A 19,123-nucleotide genomic window follows, 5' to 3' on the forward strand; every position below is an offset into this window, starting at 1 on the left:
ATCCATAAGATTAGGACTCTTCCTTTCTCATTATTTTCTTTACAATATCGAGCTGTTGTACAACAGGTTCATCCCAAGGTCCTGAAATTTTATAACTATACGCAGAAATTTTCTGCATACTTTGATTAATAATTTTATTGGCCACCCAGGCTGCAACACCAGCTACAGGCCCACCAGCAATAGTTGCAACAACAGGCAAACTGGCTGTTATATGAGGGGATATTTTCAAGTTTAGATCATAAGTATGTTTAACCAAATCAAGATCGCCTTTCATGCTTGCATAAGCGACAGGACCATCAAGATAGCTGTCTTGTGTGCCCATAATTCCCTTATTTACAATAAAATTTCCCTGAAAAATATCGAAGCTATACCCTTGATGTGCCAAATCACTAAAATCTAATTGTAAACGGCGCGGAATGGTTTGCAAGCTTAGGATACTTAATAATTTACCGAGACCTAACTTTTCTTCTGTCTCCTTACTTAAATGCGTAATCCTTCCGTTTTTAAGTTGCAAATACATAGTCCCTTTTAACGATGCAAGAGAGAATTGATATAAACTCTTATTCCAACCGCCATGAAACTCCATATATCCTTTTTTTGCATGGACCGTGGGAGTGACATTCCAACGTTCCAGAGTTTTAGCTAGATTGGCGATACTCAGTTTGAGGTCAAAATTTGTCTGATCTCTATTCTCCTTTTGAATCCATTCGCCCTGAATATTAAATTGATATACGGGTGAAGTAATTTGGCAATAATCCATTTTCCACTTTTCAGCTGTGGATTGACTTTTTAAAGTTACATCCCCCACTTGCACTTTGCCTACGGATAAATTATCAATCCGCAAGTTAAGATTGGGTATTTGTTTTGGATGTACTTGGGTGCTCTCGGCAAGATCGCCACCTACTGTATCAATCTTCTCTAAATTTAAATGATAGACATGACCACTTAATTCATTTCCAGGTGCTCGATAGATTAAATCCGCTGCAATATTTTTCTGTTGCAAATTAAAAGACCAATCCTTATTCGGCAAAATTTTTGCTTTCACTTTCATTTTATTAAATTGCTGTTTCAAAAAACCCAATTTATCTATAGTTACATTGATAATTCGCAAATTGTTAAATAAGGATGCGCCTGTTTTTGGTGATGAAAATTGATTGTATACATCCTTCCATGCGTGTAAATCAAATCCTTTTAATACACCTACAATTGAAAGCCCAGGCAATTTTTGATTTACAGCATTAGCACTACCTAAACGTACTTGTCCTGAATCAAAAACATAAGCTTCTTTCGCATTTTTAAAAAGAAGATCCGCACTTAAACGATTGTCGTAATTTCCATTCAAACGCATCATTTTCTTTGCATTAAGGTCAAGATTTAACTGAAGAGGCGCCTTTGTATCTGATTTTTTACCTAAAGGCTCAGGTAAATTAACTTCCAATCCTTCCAAAGTACTATTAAAACTGATGCTATCAGCCTCAGAAGGTTTATCACTCAACTTCAAAACTGCATTCATATCAAATGAGCCATCAACTACAGAAAGAAGTGGCAATTTAAATTGGTTTTTCAAAGAATCAACGGTACATTTTCCAGTAATTGCAATTGTTGTAGCGGGTTTGGGGTCTTTAACGGATTGAATTTTGATGTTCATTGGATGACCCAAGATATTGGCGAACAGGTAACTGTCGATTATTCCAGTTTCATTAAACATCAAACCCCCTGAAACATTTCGTACAGCAAATTGGCCTAATTCATGATTGACAGTTATCGTATTATTTTTAAAGGCCACATTTCCTTTAGCAAGGACCTCATCATTCTCTGGATATAAAGGAACCTGTACACTTAAATCAAGTAAAGCGGAGCCTTTGACGGACAACATTTTTAAAAGCGACAGTTTTTTCTTTAAAGGTGACGCCATCACATAATTCATCATTTTTTGTACTGATGCATCAATTTTCCCAGTCACCAGTAAATTCTCTTTATTTTTTCCAATGTCATAAATTCGCAAAAACATTTGCTTAGCCGGTACACCCTGAAAATTAGCATGGACTATATCAATATTGAGATTACGATTTTTTAGATGAATGTATCCATCAATCTCTTTGACAACCGGCCATTTTGAGTTAATGGCAAGCTCTCCTCCGCTTGCATAACTTTCTAAAGTGAATTCACCAGTATTGTTATCGAAAGGAAATTCTTTTGCCAAACCATTAACAATTATCCTTCCACTCGCGACTGCAATACGTTTTACATCATTTTTCAGCCAGAGATATAATTTGGGTTTCATGTACTTTTTAGGTAAAAACGCCACCCATTTTTGCCAATTCTTTCCAGAAAACTCAATGCCGAGACGAATAGTACCTACAGACTCTCGAGTCACCTGATCGATTGCGCCTCGCATACTTAATGTGAGTTCGGGCTGATTTATTACCAGTCGTTCCATACTTACTCGCAAACCATCACTTAACTCTTTCCATTCAAAAGCTCCATTGAGTAATGTTAAGATTTGTTCTGGATATCCTTTAACTTTTACCGAGGTATTTTCAGAATCTAGTTCTAAACGTCCTTGTTCCGGCTGCCAATTTATAACACCTGAGAGATTTCTTACTTGAGGAATTGTTCCTTTGCCATTCCATTCTAACTCCTCAAAACGTGTTAAAACATAATTTATTGAATAGTCACTAATGGAAAAATCATTTTTTCTTATTAGTAATGGATCAGTAATATTCTGAGAGGTACTAAGAGAGGACGATGATTTTGACGTTGACTGTTCATTTACAGTAAAGGTGTTAAAAACGGGAACGGGTGGAATAACTGACACATTAGTATTTAAAGCGACAAGAAGTTGAGTATCTTTTAGGACTCCTTTAGGCTTCATGCTCAATATATCTTGGATACTTTTAGGCCAGTTAATCGCATTAGAAAACAATGATTCAATAATGATTGACTTTACAAATAATTGGTAACTTTGTTGCTCTTTATTGTATTTAAGCAATAATTTATTCTCGGGCCATGTCACACCACCTATTCGCAATCTAATTGGATCGGCTTGAAACTGCCAACCCAAACTATTGGGTTTCCAAGAAAGATTGGCAAAAAATGATTGGATGAGTTGGCTCTGTTGATTGTTCAATAATCTCCAAGCGAGTCGCTTAAAAGTTATCTGCGCTTGTATGGAAGAGATGGCACCATGATGCACATCAAGCCATAAATTTATATAACCTTTACCGCCTTCCAAATGTTCTGTGGCTTTAGGAAATAAACTTTGCCATTGAGCAGGCACAACATTTTTGGCTGAGAAATAAAATTTTCCTTCAATGTCCTCGAAATGTTCCGGATCAAAATATCCATCACCTAACAGCTGAAAATTAGTGCTACTGGTTTGTGCAAGTCGTGCTTCGCCCTTAAATTTATAATGTCCCCCTCGATTTACTACCGATACATTTAAACCATTAACAGGAATCAATCCCCCGTCGCTAAAATGAAAATACGCTGAAACCTGTTTGATAATTAAATGTTCTTGTTGCGATAGCCAGATTAATATTTGCTTAGTTTTCTCGGGAGTCATATCGCTGCTATTGAGCGAGTCAGTTGCAACACCATCAATAGTCCAGTGATGATCTTTTTCTCTCAAATTGAGATGCATGTCATCAATATAGAGGACTCCGGGTTGAATCTGCCAACTCCATAATGATTTAAATAAGTTAATACCAACTAACAATTTGTTGATACGAAAGGTATGGTCTGAATCATTGCCCAATGTAACCTGATGTAATTTAAGTACTGGTTGAAACCAATACCATCCTGTCTCCATCGTTTGTATCGTTACCGGTTGCCCTATGAGAACTGAAAGATGCTGTTCGACTTCCCCCTTATATTCTTTTGCCCAAGGAGTCAACGATCGAAATATACTGGATAAAACAGCCATAAAGATAATAAAGATAGCTAAAAGCATCCATATTCTTTTTACTACTTTCCTAACGCTTAGTGTTCGATTACTCATTGATTTTTTTACTATACCATTGCTTTTGCGCATACTCATCATTTTCTTTTTGTTCTATGCGCTGGATTTTGAGTTGTTCGCTCTTGTTAACCCGGTCAATCAAATGATTGACTCCTTCTTCAGAAATTTTAGCTTGCTTGTAATTAAGTTCGGCTTTAGACCTTACCTTTCCTAAATATGCTAAATGCGTATTCAATTGTATTAAAGCTGTATCCAAATGGCTAATAAAATCGATACGATTACGTAGTCGAGCCACTACAGTTCCTTGTTCACCAATTTTTTCAACTTGCTTTAAATAATCCTGTCGATAAGATACTAATTGCTCATGCTTTAACTTATTATGTTTGAATTGCTCCTGGGCTTTTAAAAGATCCTGGTATGCGGCATAGGTCGCTTCTTTTTTCATCTGCAACAGTTGTTTTAAACGCTCTAATCGCTGACTCATCAATTAGCTCCAAAAGATGATACTAATTGGGATAACATCCCTACACTTTGTTTATAAACAACTCGTTCGTTGATTCCTTGTTCCATATATTCCCTAATTTTATCTCGAGCTTGAATCGCTTTATCAAGATTAGGATCGCTTCCTTTAACATAAGCGCCAAGAAGTATGAAATCTTTGTTTTTCTCATACAGGGATAAATATTTTTTGAATAATAGCATATCATTCATTTGTTGTTCAGGTACTATAGTTTGCATTACTCGACTTATCGAAGCTTCCAAATCAATAGCAGGATATTGTCCTTCTTCCGCAATCGATCGACTTAGAACAATATGCCCATCCAAAATAGCCCGTGCTGCATCAGCAATCGGATCTTGCAAATCATCCCCCTCAGTTAAAACGGTATAAAATGCAGTAATCGAACCGCTACCTGGTTCTCCATTACCAGCCCGCTCAACAAGCTTTGGTAATTTGGCAAAAACTGAAGGAGGATAACCTTTCGTTGCTGGGGCTTCTCCAATAGATAGAGCAATCTCTCGTTGAGCCTGAGCAAAACGAGTTAATGAATCCATTAAGAGAAGCACATGTTTACCCTGATCACGAAAATACTCAGCGATACTAGTCGCTACTTTAGCACCGTGCAAACGCATTAGTGGACTTTCATCTGCGGGTGCAGCTACAACAATCGCGCGTTTTAAACCTTCTTCACCTAAATTCGATTCAATAAATTCTTTAACCTCTCTACCGCGCTCACCAATCAATCCAACTACCACCACATCCGCTTGGGTAAAACGAGTCATCATTCCTAATAACACAGATTTTCCTACACCGGATCCCGCAAATAAACCGATCCTCTGTCCGCGCCCCACAGTGAGTAAACCATTAATTGCACGAATGCCTACATCCAAGGGTGTATCGATGATTGCTCTTTTTAAAGGATTAACTGCTGGGCTAATTAAAGGATAGGAATCCTTCATCTCAAGAGGTGGGCCATCATCAATAAGAACCCCCGCTCCATTAACAATTCGTCCAAGTAATTGAGCTCCCACTCCCACCTGAGCGACCCGTCCAGTTGGGGTAATGATCATACCAGGGGCGAGTCCTTGGATCGCTCCTATAGACATCAAATAAACGCAATTTTGGCTAAAACCAACTACTTCGGCTTCAATCGTACGTGATCCATCAATATTAATAAAACAACGTGCACCAATAGGTTGGTGAAATCCTTTGGCTTCTAAAGTAAGACCTACTGCACGACTTACTCGGCCGCAATGCAATAGTCCTGAATGTTCTTTTTCGCGAATTTCAGACAATACCTCAACCAGATGAGACTCATAAATTTTCATTGGTTACCCTGATCTTTTAAGGGTGGAATCAAGTTATCCTGGTTAATATATTTTGTAAACAAAGTTGCGAAACGAGTAAATATTCGGCCATCTAACTCGCTGTATTCACCTTTTAAATAGAAATCTCCACGGCTCAATAAAGGATCTGCTACCAAAATCTCTTGTAAACCAGGTATTTCTTTTTCACCAAATTCATTTTTAACCCAATTTACATCTTCTGGATGCATAGCAAGTATTTTATTAGTTTGTAAAGAAGGTAACTCTAATTTGATGATATTGAATAAGTTTTTTAATTGCTCTGGATTAACGGATAACTCGACCCCAATACAATGCTTGCTGAGCCAAATTATGGTTTGAATGATTTCTTGGGTAACGTGTTCATCTAGAAGTTTTACTGGATTTTGTAATAAATCAAACCAACGTATGAACTGCTCTCTTTTGTCATTAATTTCGGCCATGGCTTGCTGCATTCCCTCCGTATAGCCCTTCTTTATAGCTTCTTGCTTCAAGCGTTCACATTCCGCAAGAAATAGTTCCTCCTCATTAATTTCTGCTTTTGCTTCATTATTTATAATTGATTCATAATCCCAAGCACTAAACCCACTATTACTTTCTTTTTTGTTAAGGTAAGGCTTAAATTCATTCGACATATGCTTATCCTGCAAATCATATCCAATCAGAAATCGAGTTGGTTGCCTCCCAACCCACTAAATCATATCATCGCCACCCTTAGAGCCCAGAGCAATCTTACCGTCTTCAGCAAGGTTTTTTGCTATACCTAAAATATCACGTTGAGCACGCTCTACATCAACAACTTTTACAGGTCCTTGTAGTTCAATATCCTCACGCAATAAATCCGCAGCTCGTTTAGACATATTGGAGAATATTTTTTCTTTAGTAGGCTCGGTAGTCCCCTTTAAAGCCAGTTTTAATTGTTCAGGCGTCACATCACGCAATAACGTTTGCATACTTCGATCATCCATATCTACCAAGTTCTCAAAGACAAACATTTTGTCTCTGATTTTTTCGCTTAACTCTTCATCCCAATCTTTTATTTTATTCAATACCTCTTCTTCCATAGCACCATCGAAATAGTTGATTACATCAGCAACACTCTTAATTCCTCCTACAGAGGCGGTTTTACTCACTTTCTGACCACTTAGTTGTTTCTCTATAACCTGTCCTAGCTCGGAGATGGCTTCTGGTTTTACGGTATCAATATTGCACATACGCAATAAGACTTCCGATCGTTTATCAACACTAAAATAGCGTACTACTTCAGCTGCTTGCTCACTATCCAAATGAATTAATATGGTGGCAATAATTTGTGGGTGCTCGTTGCGAATTACATCAGCAATTAATCGACCATCCAACCATTTTAAACGGTTAAGTCCACTGTCTTTATCAGAGACCAAAATTCGGTCAATAAATGGAGTTGCCTTCTCCAAGCCTAAAGCTTCAATGAGCACTGTGCGTAAATAATGCTCAGTGTCGACGGTTAGGCTCGTTTGATCTCCTATAGCATGGGTAAATTCCACCAGGACATTTTCCATTTTTGCCTTAGTAACATTACTCAATGTCGACATCGCAACACCAACCTTTTGAACTTGTCTCGGTTCCAAATGTCTTAATACTTCAGCAGCATTTTTCTCACCCATGCTTAATAGCAAGATGGCCGCACGCTCTATTCCATCCATAGTTACCCCCGATCAACCCAATTTTTAACTACCTGTGCCACACGTTTGGGTTCCTTATCCACAACCTGCCGTAATAAATTTAACTGTGACTCATAATCATTAGCGTCTTTAATGGAGATGGTTCCATCGTAAGTTAAATCTCCTATAGGGGGCTCATCACTTACAATACTACTAACAGTTCGATTAGTGGCAAGGGTTTTGAGCATAGGCCTTAGTACGCCAAAGATTAGTGCCAGAACAAATATCGCAGCTCCTGCCTGCTTCACTATCGACCAGAAGATATCTTTCTGCCAAAAACGTTCCTCAGGAATAGCTGCAACAGGGTCAGGTTTAACAAATCCCGTATTAATTACATTCAGACTATCACCACGCTGTACATTTAACCCAATTGCATCTGCAACCAGTAATTTGATTTGATCAATTTCCTTTGGAGTCAAAGGAGCTTTAGTCATTTTTTTAGTTTTCTCATCCATTACGGCTCGATTATCTACTAATACAGCAACTGAAAGTCGTTTAATCGTCCCAGGCTGATTTTTGGTATGACTAACCGTTTTATCCAACTCAAAATTTTTGGTACTTTGCGTACGTATATCGGTGGACTGATTTGTATCCGATGCTGTTTGCTGCTGTGGGGGGGGCGGCCCATTTTTAGGCGGTACATTCTTGGCAGCAAGAGCAGGATTCGTTTGCGGTGTATTGGATAAAGTGCCTGGAACTCCAACAGCATCACTTGACGCACTGCGTTTTTCTTCCATGGTTTGCTCGCTACGCAAAGAAGGGAGTTCAGGATTAAACAGTTCTTGTGTTTGTTCATAACTTGTAAAATCAATATCCGCAGAAACTTTCGCCCTTACTCGCCCATAACCCAATATTGGCGTCAAAATATCTTGAATTTTTTGAGCATATTGATGCTCTAAATTTTGTCTATAATCTAAAAATCGTTCCGTCTCAGTAAAAAAGGTTTGTCCCCCACCTTCATTTAGCAATTGCCCATCCTGATCGACAACGGTCACCCGAGATGCAGATAAATTTGGGATACTTGATGCAACTAAGTTCACAATGGCTGCAATTGTATGTTTTTTAAGTTCTAAACCAGAATAGACATCCAGGAACACTGAAGCACTGGGTTCGTGAGCATCACGAACAAAAGCTGATTCGCGTGGAATTGCTAAATGGACTCGAGCTGATTTAATATCATTGAACTTACTTATAGTACGGGCCAATTCAGCTTCCAAAGCTTGCTTATAACGTGCATTTTCCATAAATTGGCTACTATTAAATGCATTAGCATTGGAAAAAAGTTCTTCTGAACCCACTGGATCACGAGGCAATCCTTCCATAGCCAATTTAAGCCGCGCACTTTGCAGATTATCCGCCGCAACCAAAATCATACTGTTGTTATTATCAATCTTAAAATCAACACCGTTACGTTCTAGAGCAGATACTATCTCAGCAGCATCACGCGCATTCATTTGCGTATATAATGGAACATAATTCGGATCACGAGACCATAAAACAACAGCCAAGCCAATCGCAATACTTGCAGCCACACCTATTAATAAACCAATTTGTCGAGCAATAGAGAGATTTGCAAATTTTGCAGCAACTGTTGATGCACTATCAGCCAATGCCATACTAAGCTCCTAATTATACTGGCATATTCATAATGTCTTGGTACACTTGTACCACTTTGTTACGAACTCGAACAGTAGCTTCAAGCCCCAAATTGGATTTTTGGGCTGCTATCATCACTTCCCCAAGACTTACATTAGGATCCCCCATTTCAAAACGGGTTTTTAATGCATCCGCAGATTGATGTAAGTCATTGACTTGATTCATAGCGTGTTGAAATACAGAGCCAAAAGGAGATTGATTTGCTTCTGCCTCAAGAATTTTTCCTTCAGCTTTAGCAGACATTGTTTTGATCTGATTTAGTATATTAGCTGTATTAATTTCACTCATATCCCTATTAACCTCATTGTATTTGATGTTACATCCTTTTTTATCTGCTTCAAGTAAACCGGTTAATCCACAGTGATGGCTTTATCTTCATTCAGGTCCTCAAAGCACCGGCCACTAAAATTTTTATACTGTATAACCTTCTTCGCGCATTTTTGCTAATTTATAGCGTAACGTACGCTCACTTACACCCAATAAAGCAGCTACTTTTTGTCTATTTCCCTCATTCTCCAATAATGTTTTTTCAATCAATTCAAATTCATGGATTTGTAAGTTTTTACTATTAGCACCTGGAGCAGTATCGGGAACTAAGGTAGCAGTTAATGACAATTGTAAATGCTCTGCTTCTATAATGCCTTGAGTTTGTAGAACTAAAGCGCGTTGAATCACATTATCCAACTCACGCGCATTTCCTGGCCAAGGATATGCCAACATCAATTTTTGAGCCGCTGGACATATCACAGGAACCACTGGTTGTTTATGTTGACAATGTTTACGAATCAGATAATTAGCCAAGGGAATGATATCATTCTTCCTTTCACGTAAAGGATGCCACTGCAAAGGGAACACGTTTAACCGATAAAACAAATCTTCCCTAAATCGGCCCGCCTTGACTTCATCTTTGAGTTGTCGGTTCGTAGTAGCTAAAATCCGAACGTCTAAACTAATTGTTTTATTAGCACCAATTCGCTCTACTTCTTTCTCCTGTAAAACGCGGAGTAATTTAGCTTGTAGGCTTAAAGGCATTTCGCTCACTTCATCAAGAAGTAAAGTTCCTCCCTGCGCTTGTTCGAATTTTCCAGGGGTTGATTTATACGCCCCAGTAAATGAACCCTTTTCATAACCGAATAATGTCGCTTCAAGCATTTGCTCAGGAATTGCCGCACAATTAATTGCAATAAAGGGTTGCTTTTTTCGAGAGGAATGATCATGAATAAAATGGGCTAAGACTTCTTTTCCTGTTCCACTTTCACCACTAATCATAACGCCAACATCTGATTGAGCGACTTTTAAAGCCATCGTTAATAAAGCCTGGCTTTTTGGATCTTTAGCGATGGGCTCTCCAGTATCTTCATCAAACTCAACTTTAATGTATTGATTGATTTTTTCAGTCAGTACTTGAGCGCTGAATGGTTTTTGTAAATAATCTACCGCACCATGATGAAGCGCATTCACGGCATCTTGCACTGACCCATAAGCGGTCATCAAAATCACCGGTAATCCAAGTCTTCTCTTTTGGATTTCCGCGAGTAATTGATTTCCATCTAGTTCATCCATACGAATGTCCGTTAATACCACTGATGGATTATGGATTTCTAAAAGAGCCAAAGCCTCCTTGCCATCTTTAGCGGTAATATATGTATGGCCAGCAATAGTCATTGTTTCAGCCAGCGCTTCCCTTAATACTGGATCATCTTCAACGATTAAAACATGACTCATAGAAAGTCCTTTTTCTAAGTGTTATAAAAAGGATATCATCCTAAGCTTGGTTAAGCACTTCAAGAATTTAACCTAAGTTAAATCAGAGCACTTTGCCATGTTCAGGATGACCACTCAACATATTTACGGCAAAAACAAATTAACCTGTGTACCAACTCCTTCCGTAGATTCTAGACTCAATCGACCACCATGTGCTTTAACTACTGCGTAAACGACTGCTAATCCCAAACCATTGCCTTGGGCTTTTGTAGTATAAAAAGGGGAAAAAGCCTGGTTCTTCACCTCTTCTGTCATTCCTTTACCATTGTCCTCTACTGATATTTGTATACCTGAATTATCTATAGATGCAAGTGTTAAATTAATTTCTGTCGCATCTGATTGCAAGGAATTGATCACCAAGTTTAAAACAGCACCAATTAATGACTCTGCATGAATTAATGATTCACGAGTATACAGCTTATTATTTACATTGAAGCTGACATTATTAGCTAAGACATATGGCTGTGCACGTTGCACGAGTAAGGAACACCAATAATTCATATCCATGCGGGTGGGTTCGATTGTAGTACCTCGTGCAAACAGTAACAAGTCCTGGATTTGTTGTTCAATACTGGTATGGCATTCTTGTAATCGATGAATCCAATTTTGAGTACGAAATTCTAAATCAGGAAGGTTGTTTAAATGTTCTGTATACAACATTGCCGAAGCTAATGGTGTCCTGATTTGATGCGCGAGTTGTGCAGTCATTGTACCGATTGAGACCAAACGTTTTTCATTTTCTTTGGCTTTTTCATAATCCCGTGTAGCAGTTATATCCGTTAAACTAACTAATATACCTGGCAAGCTATCCAAGGTGGCGATTGCTACGTGAACCCGACGCCCATCTGCCAGAGAAACTTCATGCCCATCGTCAGCACGAGGTACAAAAGCACGTAGAATCACATCCAACCATAGGGAATCAAGTAATCCATAGCCTAGCATAGCTTCGGCCGGTGGATTTAACCACACAATTCGTCCTTGAGAATTGATAATTACCAAAGCAGTTGGCAAACTAGATAAGATATCCCACTCAGAAAGAGGTATTTGTGGTCTTACAGCACATGTTTGGTAATTAGAATAATGCATACTTGATGAAATTATTATAATTAATTAGATGACTGTAGCAAATTTATAATAAAATGAAAATACATTTAAAATCATGTAATTAATTGCTTACCCACGACATGACTTTTTTATTGACATTCAAGAGTAAACATGATAAATATATTGTTATTAAATTATTCAAACATAGTAATTTTATGACAATAATGCGTCCAAATATGAATATGTGCATGAGTAACCTGAACATTGTTTTTCAGGTTGAGTATGTACAGTTGGATTTGGCGCTATAACTTCTCCACAAACTCAATACCAATGTTCAGGATACAATCTCTAAAAAGCGCCCCTACTAAAATTAGAGGGCTTACCCATGAGCATATGCATTCTAAAAGGAATCAATAGCGAATCAATTGAAGAGATTAATTACCCGATCATTAAACAATGTTATCAGCAATTAATTGATGCTTTAGTTAAAAAAGGTTTTCCACGGGAACATATTAAAATTTATTTTGATGATGAACAACGACAAATTTACTTTGACTATTATCCCGATGAATTAGAGGTTCTAATCACCTATACTGATTTTGATGAAAAACTACAACTTCATCTAACTGAAAAACCTTTTGCTTCCACTTGGGAGAGTAACCGCTATCGTCTTTGGCATAATAAACCCGTGGATGAATATATATCTGAAATTAAATCATTATGCCAACTATCCATAAATTTGGCCCAAAAAACAAATTACTCTCATTCTGGCTGGAGTTTTTCACAAGCATCACATTCTTACTTCTCAGTACCACAAAGAAAAGAGGCATTAAAAAAATCATTTGAGGAACTAAAAAATAATAAAACACTTCCTAATGGAATCTTCTTAGGCGAAATTCATCATCACAAATTTCCCAAAAAATTTCTTATTGGAAATTTAGAATACTTTAAGCAATTAGGCATAAAAACTTTATTTTTTGAATTTCTTTTTTATGATCGCCATCAACAATTGCTCGATGCCTATTTTCATAGCACGAGTGACGAGCTTCCACCCGAACTAGCTGCCTATTTATACTTCAAAGATCTGGCAAGTGGATGCGGATTTTCGGGGTATACGGATATAGTAAAAGCAGCCAAAAAAGCCGGGATTCGTATCGTGGCGCTCGATTCTTATCCTGCAATCTTATCCTGTATTAAAAGTTTCCAAATGAAATACTTAGATGGAGATGAACAGTTCAGAATTCATAGTTTCAATGGTAACGCAGCAAAAATTATTGAAAAGGAAAATAATAAGGAACCTTACCTGGCTTTCTTGGGTTTTGATCACAGTTACATTGGTGAAAATTCTCGATATAAAAACATTAAAAGTGTAGCGGAACTCTTACCCAATACATGTTCTGTATTTCTTACCGATGGACAAGTATCTTATAAAAATTTTTATGCACCCTTTTTTAGTTACGATAAGCCCTTGATATTTAATTATAGCAAACAGCACGAAGCTGGCGCCAATATCATTGAGTCCAGTTGGAATCTTCCAGATTGTAAATTATGAGAGTAGTTGGAACCTAAAGTACTTTTATAGGTATTGTAGCTTAGATCCCAGCGCAGCATTTAGACATGCAGCCAAACCTGGGATCTATTGGGCCTGTCAATCGGGGGGTGACGAGGGGCTCTCCCATCGCAACACGATGTTACAGCGTGAAGATCCCTTGTTGCACTCAGGATAAGGAGTGGTTTGCTGTGTTCAAAACTAAGATTTTGGTTCGTTTTCATCCAGTGATTTTAGAAACGCAAGTTTCTCTGCAATTTTTATTTCCAGACCACGAGGAACAGGGTTATACCAACCAGGCTCCTGCATGCCTTCAGGTAAATAATGTTCTCCAGCAGCGTAAGCATGTGGTTCATCATGAGCGTAACGATACTCTTTTCCATGTCCTAGTTTTTTCATTAAATGCGTTGGTGCATTGCGCAAATGAATAGGGACTTCTCGCGATTTATCTTTTTTTACAAAATCCCTCGCTTGGTTAAAAGCCACATAGGCCGCATTACTTTTTGCTGCAATTGATAAATATATGACCGCTTCTCCCAGAGCGAGTTCGCCTTCAGGAGAACCTAGTCTTTCGTAAGTTAGTGCGGCATCATTCGCAATTTGAATGGCACGCGGGTCAGCTAAACCGATATCCTCCCAAGCCATCCTCACTATACGCCGTGCCAAATAACGTGGATCGGCTCCTCCATCGAGCATACGGCATAACCAATATAAAGCCGCATCAGGATTAGAGCCACGAACGGATTTATGTAAGGCAGAAATTTGATCGTAAAAGTTATCTCCACTTTTATCAAAACGCCTGACCTGCTCTGCCAATGAATTCACCACAAATTCTTTTGTTACATGTGTATTATTCATTGCAGCACAGGCCGTTTGTAATTGTTCAAGACTATTTAATAACCGTCTTGCATCCCCATCGGCAAATGCAATAAGCATATCTATCGCATCGTCATCAAATTGAATAGAGGATAAAACAGCCTGGTACGCTTTTTGAAATAACTGTTTCAACTCCTCATCAGTCAAGGACTTTAAAACATAAACTTGAGCTCGTGATAACAAAGCAGAGTTCACTTCAAAAGAAGGATTTTCTGTAGTAGCACCTATGAAAGTGACCAAACCTGATTCTGTGAAGGGCAATAATGCATCTTGTTGGGCTTTGTTAAAACGATGAATTTCATCAATAAACAAGATGGTATGTGTACCCAAAGTTAGATTTTCTTGTGCTTTTTCAACTGCGGCCCGAATATCTTTAACTCCAGAAAATACTGCTGAAAGTGCTATCCATTCGCAATCAAAAGCTTCAGCAGTAATTCGAGCAATTGTGGTCTTCCCGACCCCGGGTGGCCCCCATAGGATCATTGAATGAAGTTTTTTAGCAGCAAAACTGAGCCGTAAGGATTTCCCCTCACCTAATAAATGACTCTGACCAATCACTTCATCGAGGCTTCGAGGTCTTAAAAGCTCAGCGAGTGGCGGCGTAGGCGTGGTTTCAAATAAACTCATTGCTGAACCACATCAACCCCTTTTGGCGTTTTGAATTGAAACAAATTAGTAGCCAATTTAGGATTTAATTTAATTTGGGATAATTGGACCGTAGTTACTTGGCCTAATTGATCGTATAACTCTAATCCTGTTAAATTGTTTTGCCGAAAGACGAGTTTTATGCGTTGGAAATTGGCTTTAGGTGATTTTGATTTCAAATCAAAAACGATTTCATTTCCCATGTTGCTCTGAGTCACATTAAAGTCTCGTGTCACAGTATTGTCATAACCACTTAAGAACAAAGCCGCAGTTCCTCCTAAGCCTTTTCTTTGTGTTTTAACAGTGACTTGTTCTAAGTCTTTATCATAAACCCAAATTTTCTGGCCATCAGCTACCATTAATTGCGCCATAGGCTGCAAAGTTTGCCATCGGAATCGACCAGGTCTTTGTAATGCCATAGTTCCTGATGAACGAGATACTACACGATGTTTTGCTTTTACAGATTGCTTAAAAACTGCGGTCATTGAGCGAATACTATTTAATTTATTCTGTAACAATACATCTGGGGTTTCACTAAAAACTGCAGTAGAAACGCTTAAAAGTAATGCTATTAATATTTTTTTCATAACTAATCCTCCGTTACAGATGATACTAAGACATCTCGATAACCACCATCTAATGGCCCCACAATCCCAGTTCGCTCCATTTCCTCAACCATTCGCGCTGCCCGGTTGTACCCTATCTTTAACCGTCGTTGAACTGCAGAAATACTTGCCTTACGTGTTTGAATAACAAACTCTACTGCTTGATCATAAAGAGGATCATCATCTTCTGCAGATTGACCATCTTCATCCGAACCACCTTCATTGCCATCGTTCGTTAATTTTAAAATATCCTCAATATAATTAGGCTCTCCACGTGCGCGCCAGTCATCAGCAATACGATGTACCTCTTTATCATCAACAAAAGCGCCATGAACTCGTAAGGGTGCGCCACTTCCGGGAGCCAAAAACAGCATATCCCCGTGCCCTAATAACTGTTCCGCACCTTGTTGATCTAATATAGTACGAGAATCAATTTTTGACGAAACTTGAAACGATATTCGTGTAGGAATATTTGATTTAATTAATCCAGTTAATACATCTACTGAAGGCCTTTGAGTAGCAAGAATCATGTGAATTCCTGCTGCCCGTGCTTTTTGGGCAATACGTGCAATTAATTGTTCTACTTTTTTACCCACGACCATCATCATATCCGCAAGCTCATCAATCATGACAACAATATAAGGCAAGGGTTCTAACTCTGGAGCGGATTCATCCATTGAGTCAACAGGTTTCCATAAAGGGTTAACTAACGGTTGGCCATTAGCGATTCCTTCAGCGATCTTACTATTGAATCCAGCTAAATTTCGTACTCCCATTGCCGCCATTAATCGATAACGTCGCTCCATCTCCTCAACACACCAACGCAGAGCACTAGCAGCTTCTTTCATATCTGTAACAACAGGAGTTAACAGATGAGGGATACCATCATAAACAGACAACTCCAACATCTTAGGATCCACCATAATCAAACGTACCTGCTCCGGAGTTGCCTTAAATAAGATACTTAGAATCATGGCATTGATGCCCACTGATTTTCCAGAGCCCGTCGTTCCAGCGACCAAGAGATGAGGCATTTTTGCTAAATCAACAACGACAGGATGCCCTGCTATATCCACACCTAAAGATAAAGAAATGGGTGAGTGAGCCTGTTGGTATACATCCGCTAATAAAACATCTGATAAACGAACCATTTCTCGTGAATGATTGGGTAATTCCAATCCAACCACAGTTTTACCTGGAATTACTTCGACTACACGGACTGAAGTTACCGATAAAGAGCGAGCTAAATCTTTAGCCAAGGCCGTAAGCTTACTTACTTTAACACCTGCAGCCAATTGCAACTCAAAACGAGTCACGACAGGTCCTGGGTGAACCGCAACCACACCCGCCTGAATACCAAAATCTAACAAATGTTGCTCTACTTCTCGCGATAAATTCTCTAACTCGTGATGAGTATACCCACCCATAGGCTTACCTGGCTCACCTTTATCCAATAAACTTAAAGAAGGCAATTCGCCTGAAGTACTAACCTTGGGAAGACGAATTTCTTTTACTTCTTTAATAGGCTTAACAATTTCGGGTCTATTAATTTCAGGTTTATTACTTTCGTTTCTAACCATTTCAGGTTTTATTTCATTACTCAGTAGAACAGGAGGAATAACCACCTCTTTTTCTTTCTCTACCTTAGGCTTAAATAATTTTGGAGCAGGTTTTTCACGAGGTATTTTGGTGGATTCTTTTGACGGGGTTCGTGCAAACTGATTCTTAAAAAAAAGTACTGCTTTTTGTACCGTTTTAGAAATATAATTTGCAGTGAATAAAGTATATAAACCAATAAGCTCGATGGCTTTTATCCAGGATAAACCGGTTAACCAAGTAGTTCCTACTAAAAGCATGGCCAATAAAACCAAGCTCGCTCCGTGTAAGTTCAGCATTTGATACCAACCACCACCCACAGTTTGCCCTATTAATCCTCCGGGGCCATGGATGAAGCTTAATCGACTCATTTCCGCTTCAAGACTTAATAAGCCACACCCTCCAGCAAACATAAGCATCAGACCAATAGAGCGAAGCAATAAAACTCGTTTATCAAGAATTTTTAAGGTATGAACATCATGCAATAAAGCCCATGAAATATAAGCAAAAGCGATAGGTACCAAATAAGCAAAATACCCAAATGTAAAATAAAGAGCATCAGCAATGTATGCACCTACTTGTCCGCCTGAGTTTGCAACAGCAGCTCCAGCACGCGAAGCATGGAAAAACCCTGGATCACTGTTTTTATAAGAGAGCAAAGACAAGAGCACAAAAAAAGCACTCGTTAAAATTAATATAAAACTACCTTCGCTAAGTCGTTTCACAACATAGCTAGGCATGTGTTTTTTAGAAAGACCAGATTTTTTTCCCGAATGTTGTTTTTCCATAGGTATTTTCATATCTTTGTTTTTGTCATAATATTCGCCATCTTAACACAAAATATCAAAATATTAAGGAAGGCAGAGAGAATGAGCTCAAGCAATCATCACCGCTTAATTATATTAGGTTCAGGACCAGCAGGTTACACCGCTGCAGTCTACGCTGCAAGAGCCAATCTTCATCCCGTTTTAATCACTGGCATGCAGCCAGGAGGTCAATTAACGACCACAACAGATGTAGATAACTGGCCCGGCGATGTTGAGGGATTACAAGGCCCTGCCCTGATGGACCGCATGCAAAAACATGCTGAACGCTTTGAAACTCAAATTATTTTTGATCATATTGTTAAAGCAAATTTAGCACAAGCACCTTTTATACTTCATGGTGATAGTGATACGTACACGTGTGATGCTCTTATCATCGCTACAGGAGCTTCCGCTCGTTATTTAGGACTCGAATCAGAATCAGCCTATCAAGGTCGAGGGGTTTCTGCCTGCGCGACTTGCGATGGGTTTTTTTATCGCAATAAAACCGTGTGTGTTATTGGTGGAGGAAATACGGCAGTTGAAGAAGCACTGTATTTATCTAACCTAGCTTCTTCAGTAACTTTGATCCATCGACGTGACAGTCTACGTGCTGAAAAAATACTTCAGGATAAACTTTTCGAAAAAACGCGTACAGGCAATATTAAAATAATATGGAACTCCACCCTTGATGAAGTCATCGGAGATGGTAAAAAAGTCACTGGCGCCTTAATTCGCAATTTACAAACCGATTCACAGGAATTATTAAACGTGGACGGGGTATTTATTGCTATAGGGCATACACCTAATACGGACTTATTTAAAGATCAACTTCTTATGAATAATGGTTATATTGTTATTAAATCGGGATTGGAAGGTATGGCTACCAGCACATCCATTCCTGGAGTATTTGCTTGTGGTGATGTGGCTGACCATGTGTACCGACAAGCCATTACCTCTGCGGGAGTGGGATGTATGGCAGCTCTGGATGCAGAACAATATTTGGATTTAAATTTAAAAAATTAGTGTTGGAAATGGGTGCAGTGAAGTTGTTCTTAATATTACCTGCTTCGCTGCAACTA

At 38.7% G+C, this 19,123-nt stretch carries 14 protein-coding genes; 2 read left to right on the plus strand and 12 right to left on the minus strand.

The features are described from left to right. Window positions 1-10: 10 nt before the first annotated feature. From ACWTE2_RS31040 to ACWTE2_RS31080, 9 genes are all read right to left on the minus strand, one after another. Complete coding sequence (locus ACWTE2_RS31040) at window positions 11-4,033, minus strand: YhdP family protein (protein ID WP_454785797.1); 4,023 nt, start codon at window positions 4,031-4,033, stop codon at window positions 11-13. After that, window positions 3,993-4,445 carry a flagellar export protein FliJ gene (gene fliJ / locus ACWTE2_RS31045; RefSeq protein WP_182393402.1) on the minus strand — a complete coding sequence of 151 codons (453 nt, stop codon included), beginning with the start codon at window positions 4,443-4,445 and terminating at the stop codon, window positions 3,993-3,995. The genes ACWTE2_RS31040 and fliJ overlap by 41 nt, the downstream gene beginning before the upstream one ends. Further along, a complete protein-coding gene (fliI, locus tag ACWTE2_RS31050) occupies window positions 4,445-5,788 on the minus strand; it encodes a flagellar protein export ATPase FliI (protein ID WP_454785798.1) in 1,344 nt (447 codons plus the stop codon). Before fliI ends, fliJ begins: the two co-directional genes overlap by 1 nt. Then, a complete protein-coding gene (locus ACWTE2_RS31055; RefSeq protein WP_454785799.1) occupies window positions 5,785-6,438 on the minus strand; it encodes a flagellar assembly protein FliH in 654 nt (217 codons plus the stop codon). Before ACWTE2_RS31055 ends, fliI begins: the two co-directional genes overlap by 4 nt. Window positions 6,439-6,495: 57 nt before the next feature. Beyond that, entirely contained in the window at window positions 6,496-7,485 is a 990-nt protein-coding gene (fliG, locus tag ACWTE2_RS31060; RefSeq protein ID WP_182393397.1) for a flagellar motor switch protein FliG, read from the minus strand. 2 nt (window positions 7,486-7,487) lie between these two features. After that, the gene (fliF, locus tag ACWTE2_RS31065) at window positions 7,488-9,119 is read right to left on the minus strand and encodes a flagellar basal-body MS-ring/collar protein FliF (protein ID WP_454785800.1); all 1,632 of its coding nucleotides are present in this window, start codon (window positions 9,117-9,119) and stop codon (window positions 7,488-7,490) included. 13 nt (window positions 9,120-9,132) lie between these two features. Next, window positions 9,133-9,447: a flagellar hook-basal body complex protein FliE gene (gene fliE / locus ACWTE2_RS31070; protein WP_182393392.1), complete on the minus strand. Its 315-nt coding sequence runs from the start codon at window positions 9,445-9,447 to the stop codon at window positions 9,133-9,135. 123 nt (window positions 9,448-9,570) lie between these two features. Continuing rightward, window positions 9,571-10,884 carry a sigma-54-dependent transcriptional regulator gene (locus tag ACWTE2_RS31075; protein ID WP_182393391.1) on the minus strand — a complete coding sequence of 438 codons (1,314 nt, stop codon included), beginning with the start codon at window positions 10,882-10,884 and terminating at the stop codon, window positions 9,571-9,573. 123 nt (window positions 10,885-11,007) lie between these two features. Beyond that, complete coding sequence (locus ACWTE2_RS31080; protein WP_454785801.1) at window positions 11,008-12,009, minus strand: sensor histidine kinase; 1,002 nt, start codon at window positions 12,007-12,009, stop codon at window positions 11,008-11,010. Window positions 12,010-12,352: 343 nt separating this feature from the next. On the opposite strand from ACWTE2_RS31080, the gene ACWTE2_RS31085 reads away from it, so the two are divergent. Continuing rightward, a complete protein-coding gene (locus ACWTE2_RS31085; protein WP_454785802.1) occupies window positions 12,353-13,519 on the plus strand; it encodes a TraB/GumN family protein in 1,167 nt (388 codons plus the stop codon). Between the two features lie 198 nt (window positions 13,520-13,717). Here ACWTE2_RS31085 and ACWTE2_RS31090 read toward each other — a convergent pair whose 3' ends face one another. The 3 genes from ACWTE2_RS31090 to ACWTE2_RS31100 are packed head-to-tail and all read right to left on the minus strand — an operon-like array spanning window position 13,718 to window position 18,026. After that, on the minus strand, window positions 13,718-15,019 hold the full coding sequence (locus ACWTE2_RS31090) for a replication-associated recombination protein A (protein ID WP_454785803.1): 1,302 nt from the start codon (window positions 15,017-15,019) through the stop codon (window positions 13,718-13,720). Then, complete coding sequence (gene lolA, locus ACWTE2_RS31095) at window positions 15,016-15,624, minus strand: outer membrane lipoprotein periplasmic chaperone LolA (protein WP_182393383.1); 609 nt, start codon at window positions 15,622-15,624, stop codon at window positions 15,016-15,018. The genes ACWTE2_RS31090 and lolA overlap by 4 nt, the downstream gene beginning before the upstream one ends. A 2-nt stretch (window positions 15,625-15,626) precedes the next feature. Beyond that, the gene (locus tag ACWTE2_RS31100; protein ID WP_454785804.1) at window positions 15,627-18,026 is read right to left on the minus strand and encodes a DNA translocase FtsK; all 2,400 of its coding nucleotides are present in this window, start codon (window positions 18,024-18,026) and stop codon (window positions 15,627-15,629) included. Between the two features lie 81 nt (window positions 18,027-18,107). Here ACWTE2_RS31100 and trxB point away from each other — a divergent pair, with 81 nt between their 5' ends. After that, on the plus strand, window positions 18,108-19,067 hold the full coding sequence (gene trxB, locus ACWTE2_RS31105; RefSeq protein ID WP_454785805.1) for a thioredoxin-disulfide reductase: 960 nt from the start codon (window positions 18,108-18,110) through the stop codon (window positions 19,065-19,067). The last annotated feature ends 56 nt before the right edge of the window (window positions 19,068-19,123 follow it).

Source organism: Legionella nigrisilvae (genome assembly GCF_977063395.2).

Coding starts and splice junctions, on each gene's coding strand:
- ACWTE2_RS31040 (WP_454785797.1), bottom strand. CDS start 4,033: ATGCGCAAAAGCAATGGTATAGTAAAAAAATCAATGAGTAATCGAACA.
- fliJ (WP_182393402.1), bottom strand. CDS start 4,445: ATGAGTCAGCGATTAGAGCGTTTAAAACAACTGTTGCAGATGAAAAAA.
- fliI (WP_454785798.1), bottom strand. CDS start 5,788: ATGAAAATTTATGAGTCTCATCTGGTTGAGGTATTGTCTGAAATTCGC.
- ACWTE2_RS31055 (WP_454785799.1), bottom strand. CDS start 6,438: ATGTCGAATGAATTTAAGCCTTACCTTAACAAAAAAGAAAGTAATAGT.
- fliG (WP_182393397.1), bottom strand. CDS start 7,485: ATGGATGGAATAGAGCGTGCGGCCATCTTGCTATTAAGCATGGGTGAG.
- fliF (WP_454785800.1), bottom strand. CDS start 9,119: ATGGCATTGGCTGATAGTGCATCAACAGTTGCTGCAAAATTTGCAAAT.
- fliE (WP_182393392.1), bottom strand. CDS start 9,447: ATGAGTGAAATTAATACAGCTAATATACTAAATCAGATCAAAACAATG.
- ACWTE2_RS31075 (WP_182393391.1), bottom strand. CDS start 10,884: ATGAGTCATGTTTTAATCGTTGAAGATGATCCAGTATTAAGGGAAGCG.
- ACWTE2_RS31080 (WP_454785801.1), bottom strand. CDS start 12,009: ATGCATTATTCTAATTACCAAACATGTGCTGTAAGACCACAAATACCT.
- ACWTE2_RS31085 (WP_454785802.1), top strand. CDS start 12,353: ATGAGCATATGCATTCTAAAAGGAATCAATAGCGAATCAATTGAAGAG.
- ACWTE2_RS31090 (WP_454785803.1), bottom strand. CDS start 15,019: ATGAGTTTATTTGAAACCACGCCTACGCCGCCACTCGCTGAGCTTTTA.
- lolA (WP_182393383.1), bottom strand. CDS start 15,624: ATGAAAAAAATATTAATAGCATTACTTTTAAGCGTTTCTACTGCAGTT.
- ACWTE2_RS31100 (WP_454785804.1), bottom strand. CDS start 18,026: ATGGAAAAACAACATTCGGGAAAAAAATCTGGTCTTTCTAAAAAACAC.
- trxB (WP_454785805.1), top strand. CDS start 18,108: ATGAGCTCAAGCAATCATCACCGCTTAATTATATTAGGTTCAGGACCA.